The 4,485-nt window shown below is 32.7% G+C and carries 4 protein-coding genes; all 4 read right to left on the bottom strand.

Annotated features, from left to right (window positions below):
• Positions 1–67: 67 nt before the first annotated feature.
• Positions 68–595 (bottom strand): GNAT family N-acetyltransferase, encoded by a 528-nt coding sequence (locus RQ893_RS08265; RefSeq protein WP_311482544.1) that lies wholly within the window; start codon positions 593–595, stop codon positions 68–70.
• A gap of 443 nt (positions 596–1,038) precedes the next feature.
• Positions 1,039–1,770, bottom strand: a complete 732-nt coding sequence (erm, locus tag RQ893_RS08260; RefSeq protein WP_129752687.1) for a 23S ribosomal RNA methyltransferase Erm — start codon at positions 1,768–1,770, stop codon at positions 1,039–1,041.
• Positions 1,771–1,838: 68 nt separating this feature from the next.
• On the bottom strand, positions 1,839–3,011 hold the full coding sequence (locus RQ893_RS08255) for an IS256-like element IS1542 family transposase (RefSeq protein ID WP_006701406.1): 1,173 nt from the start codon (positions 3,009–3,011) through the stop codon (positions 1,839–1,841).
• A 270-nt stretch (positions 3,012–3,281) separates the two neighbouring features.
• On the bottom strand, positions 3,282–4,142 hold the full coding sequence (locus tag RQ893_RS08250) for a helix-turn-helix domain-containing protein (RefSeq protein ID WP_101954780.1): 861 nt from the start codon (positions 4,140–4,142) through the stop codon (positions 3,282–3,284).
• Positions 4,143–4,485 lie beyond the last annotated feature (343 nt).

Raw genomic sequence — 4,485 nt, 5'->3', positions numbered from 1 at the left:
CTCTACATGTATGGTGGTTAACGTATTAATTGATAATAGTATGTTGGAAGTGTGGTTTGGATGGTAATTAGATTACATGCTCAGATGCCAAAATTGCATAGACGTAACTATCCGTCCATTCGCCTTTACTCCAATAATCTTGGATAAAGTGTGCCTCTTGTCGAATACCTACTCTTTGACATAATTTCGCTGAGGCAAAATTTCTTGCATCTAGCACCGCCTGGATACGATGAACATTATGTTCTGAAAATAAATAGCCTATCACTCTCGTTACCGCTTCACTTGTATATCCACGTCCAGAATACTTAGGATTAAAAACATAGCCAATTTCTACCGTTTCTTTCATATCGGTGTACCAAACAGAAATATCCCCGATAACTTTCTCCTCTAACACACAAGCTATGTTCAACAACTTCGCTTCAGAAAGCTCATTATTATTTATTTTCTCATTTAATAACTCAGTAGCAGTACTATCATCCCATGGCTCATGTAACAAGTATTTACAAACCTCTTCATCTTGATAAAAATCTAATAGATCTCTTAAATCTTGTGATTTAAAAGTTCTCAAGGTCATTCTTTCTGTTGTTAAATTCATGCTTTTTCTCCTCCATATCGACTAGACAGAACCTTACAAGAAATTACTTCTTCTGGTAAATCATCTGCACAAAGTTTTCTTGTTATCACTCAAATTTTATTGAAAAGTGCCTTCAAAGTAAATATTTATATACGACACATGACACAAATTTTCTTTAAAATAATACTAAAGAGGGACAAAGGCTATGCATAATCACTGCATAGCTCCATGTCTCTCCTATTTTTCGTTAAGATTAATGTTTAACTAATTCTTCAATCAATCTTTCAAAAAGATTATATCCAGCTCATATTAGTATTAGTAGAGCTTTTCAAATATACATCACTCTTTTCATCAATATGTCTTAAAAATTGCTCATTGTGCAATCCGCCTGAATTTATGTTTGTCTACATATCAATAGTCTAGCCAACATTAGGAATAAAACTTAAGAATCATAATCTATAAATTTAATTAAACAATTGATAACTCTCAAATATACTATCAAATTGTTCCAATGTGACCTGACTAAAATCATTAATCTTTACATTTTGTTTAACTCTTCGAATTTGGTTTTTAGTAAATAATTTTCGATAATCTTTATTCACCCAGCTATACACAAAATCCTCATAGATTTGTCTATCTCTTGATGTCATATAATTATTGAGTCTTTTCATTCTAATTAGTGAAGAGTCAACACTAGGTCTAGGATGAAATATTGTTCTCGGAATATTTTTTACGATTGATATTTCTAAATCTTTTCTAAGGATTAATGCCAAAGCTCGATTCATATCTAATAATCTTTTTGCAAAGCCTTCTTCTACAGTTAAAAAACTGTCGCTTGCCGAGGTTTCGTAAGCAATCTTTTTTACAAGATCGGTACTGATGTTGTAAGGTATATTTCCAAATATTTTATAATCCTTGTCATGAGGGAAATTATAGGACAAAACATTCTCATTAATAATGTTAAGATTATTTTGATTTCCAACTCTTTTTCTAGTTGCCTCACACATCTTTGTATCAATTTCAATGGCAGTTACTTCCTTACAAATTTTGCATAATTCTTTTGTAAAATGTCCTTTACCAGATCCTATCTCATATAATAAATCATTCTGTGAGATATTAGTTAAGGATAATATGCCTTCAATGTCTTCTTTAGCAGTAATAAAATTTTGTGTGTATTTAATTTGTTGTCTTTTCATTATAAGCCCTTTCTATAAGTCAAGTCCACAATCCTGTGTAAAATACTATACAATGTTTTACCGGTCACTCATTGATCAAACTTAATATATTTTCTTGTAGAACTGAGCCATTCATCATGAAGGTCCATAAGGACAGCTCCAATTAATCGATTGGCGGACGCTCGGTTGGGAAAGATACGAATAATCTTTTCTCTTCTGCGGACTTCCTGGTTCAGTCGTTCAAGAAGGTTGGTGCTTTTTAGCCGATTGTGGCCATTTCCGATGACCGTGTATTGAAAGGCATCTTCGAAGCCATTATCCAATGTTTCGCATGCTTTTGTATATTTGGACTGGTCAATATATTCACCGACTAAGGCATTCTTAGCTGTTCGAGCGAGTTCAATATCCGTAAACTTAAAGATCGCTTTTACTGCTTCTCTAAACGGTTTTGAATTCTTTTTTGGAATGGAACTGAAGATATTTCTTAAAAAATGGACCTGACATCTCTGCCAACTTGCGTTGGTAAAGGACTTACGAATCGCAGACACTAGGCCTTTATGGGCATCAGAAATGATGAGTTCTGTCCCCTGTAGACCGCGTTCTTTTAAGTAGTCAAAGAAGATGGACCATGTGTCATCACTTTCTTCATTTTGGATCATGAAGCCAATGATTTCACGATCACCCCCTTCTGTTATCCCGATCGCAATATGGCAGCTTTTAGAAAGCACTCGATGGTCCTCACGGACTTTTATGTAGAGAACATCAGTCATCAGATAAGGATAATTCGTACCTGAGAGCGAACGGTTCTGCCATTCGTTGACCATCGGGTCTAACTGTTCAGTCAGGCTAGAAACAAAAGATTTCGATACCGATTTTCCACAGAGCTTTTCAACAATCTTTGAAACTTTACGTGTCGAAACGCCTGAAACATACATCTCAAGCATTGAAGCGAGCAGTGCCTTTTCATTTCGCTGATAACGCTCAAACACCGTCGGTGAAAATTCACCATCACGTGTTCTAGGCACTTTTAATTCGAGTGTGCCCACACGAGTCGTAAAGTCTCGCTCATAATAGCCATTTCTTTGACTCTGACGACTTTCTGAACGTTCATAGTCATCGGCTTGAATATATTCTGTTCGTTGATTTTCCATCAATTGGTTGAAAACAGTGGTCAAAATATTTTTAGACACATCATCTTTAACGGAATGTTCAATAATACTTTGAACCTCTTCGTTGTTCAGTGTAAAATGTACTTGGGTCATGTAACGTCCTCCTGGGTATGTTTTTAGTGGTTAAAAACATTGTACCGTAAAAGGGCTGTTACATGGCCTTTTAACTTTTACACAATTATATGGACTTTATCGGTTATTATGTCGTAAAAGACAAAAAAGTGTTTATTTAGAAAGATTTCTATAATTTTTTTTTGAAAACATATACTTTATTTATTAATTAAATAAAGGAAGACTGAAAAATGAATATTGATTTCACCATTATAATAAGAGAAGTGGTTATTTTGATATAATTTAAAGAGTTTATCTATTTGCTTTCAAACAAGTAAATTCAAAAAACTTCTCTAAATTTTCTCCAAATGATTTTATATTTACAATACTATAAACATCAATTATTTTCTTAATATTACTTTCTATCTCTTGGCTTGGTGCATGACGATACTTTAAAATTAGAACGTAATATTCATATAATAATCGTTCGAATAAATTTTCAGTTGTTGTTTTTTCTTTTGCTAAGTATTCCATATAATACTGAGCTAGACTATCATAGTTATTTGAAATGCAAGAACTAATGTGCTTTAGCATAATATCAAAGATTATTTTTTTTTGTGTATTCGTGTAATTAGTTTTCGAAATAATAGAGTTAATATAAATATTATTAGTTTCTAAACTAAAAACATTTATCATATTTGCATAGAGAGATAATTTATATGTGTTCCAAATTTCTAAGTCTAAAATTTTATCATGAATATATTGAATATCTTGTTCGGAAAGGTAATGATTTGTTTTAGTTAAACGATTTAAATGTATATTGATTAATATACGAAGGTCATTTTTTTGTCGAGTACTCAATACTTTATTATGAGTTATCTCCTCACGGATTTGAAATAAGTCTTCTTGGTCCTCAATAAGAGTAGAATGATTGATTTTACCAATAAATTTATTATAGATACGTTCTTTAGGCTCTTTTTCTAAATCAAGGATAAATTTTTCTTTATCAGCTCCAATGTGGTCTAATATAGCAAATAAATCCTCAGCAGTAATTCGATGATGTCCTTTTTCAATTTTGGCATAGTAAGAAGGTGTCATGATATTACCAGCCATAACTTGTTGAGTGAGTTGCATATCTTTACGATATTGTTTTAATAATTCGCCAATTTCCATTTTGATCCCCTTGTTTTTTAATTAATTATATAATTAATATTTACAAATAACAATGAATTCAAATATACATGCTTTTCGGTTTATTAAGAATTTATTAAGATTGCGTTTTGAAGCAAGATTTTTGAGATTTGTGTGTATCTATTATTAGCAAAGGGCCAAAATAATTACCTCTGCCATCTCCCTTGCTGTGGCGCAGACAGCAACTTTTAAATTTCAGACATATATTCTTTCAAAAAATGGTCCTTGCAAAACGGACAATCAGGGAATGGGCTGATTGTCCGTTTGTTTAAGTGCGCCCAGCATGGGCGTTAACTTGGCGGTTCAAGTCCGCTACAGGCTTTGC

The sequence above is a fragment of the uncultured Anaerococcus sp. genome (assembly GCF_963510915.1).
GTDB lineage: Bacteria > Bacillota > Clostridia > Tissierellales > Peptoniphilaceae > Anaerococcus.
Note: the sequence above shows the minus strand (reverse complement) of the source record. Positions and strands in the feature narration are given on the sequence as shown.

What these genes read in the sequence shown, in the direction of transcription:
- RQ893_RS08250 (WP_101954780.1), bottom strand. Translation starts at nt 4,142, where the DNA reads ATGGAAATTGGCGAATTATTAAAACAATATCGTAAAGATATGCAACTC.
- RQ893_RS08265 (WP_311482544.1), bottom strand. Translation starts at nt 595, where the DNA reads ATGAATTTAACAACAGAAAGAATGACCTTGAGAACTTTTAAATCACAA.
- RQ893_RS08255 (WP_006701406.1), bottom strand. Translation starts at nt 3,011, where the DNA reads ATGACCCAAGTACATTTTACACTGAACAACGAAGAGGTTCAAAGTATT.
- erm (WP_129752687.1), bottom strand. Translation starts at nt 1,770, where the DNA reads ATGAAAAGACAACAAATTAAATACACACAAAATTTTATTACTGCTAAA.